Source organism: Paenibacillus sp. IITD108 (genome assembly GCF_036541265.1).
Classification (GTDB): domain Bacteria; phylum Bacillota; class Bacilli; order Paenibacillales; family Paenibacillaceae; genus Pristimantibacillus.
Map to the genome: position 1 here is coordinate 1 of NZ_JAZHCT010000090.1, position 711 is coordinate 711.

Sequence of the window (711 nt, forward strand, 5' to 3'; positions counted from 1 at the left end):
CGTAAATCGCCTGCACACCCCAGCAGACAAGCTAGCGTAATCGTGCCTAGGCCGTGCACACTGCGGAGTTGTTCAATGAAAGGGACTTGCTCCAAGAGGGCTTCAACCTCTAGTTGCATCTCGCTCAGTACGCGTTGCGTCTCTTCGTAAAATTGTAGCAGTCGCAGGATGTCTTGACGCGCGGCATCATTGGTGCCCGACTTCCCGATACTACGTGCCGCAGCAGCTAGAAGCTGAGCCGCTTTTGCTCTACCACTAGCACCAGCTACACGCCGCATCCCTTGTTCACGCCAACCTTCTAATACGCTGTCCACATCCAGTTGCTGCAAATCGTCAGGCAACGCAAAGGCCTTTAGCGTGGCGAGAGAACGAACACCATTCCATTCAGAAAAGACGCTTCGAAACTCTGGGAAGTACAGATCAATCCAACGCACAATGCGGTTGCCTAGACTGATGGACTGCCCAGACCAATATTCGCGCGAGCTCATGACAGCTTTAATTCGCTCAAATACAGGCGCTTGCGGCGCATAATCGGTGTAGTAGCCGCGACTGACCACATCGGCGATCACAAGTGCATCTTTTGGATCGTTCTTTGATGGGCTATTATCGCGGTTTTCCTTGTTGCGATGTGTGGTCACCGGGTTCACTAACACCACTTCGAGATCCTGCTCCAGCAGCCAGTCTGCAAGGTTGTGCCAGTAATGGCCCGTA

The 711-nt window shown here is 53.0% G+C and carries 1 protein-coding gene; it reads right to left on the bottom strand.

The annotated features are described in order from the left end of the window. Positions 1–711: IS110 family transposase (locus V1L65_RS28635; protein WP_331702764.1), on the bottom strand; the 711-nt coding region annotated here is incomplete at both ends.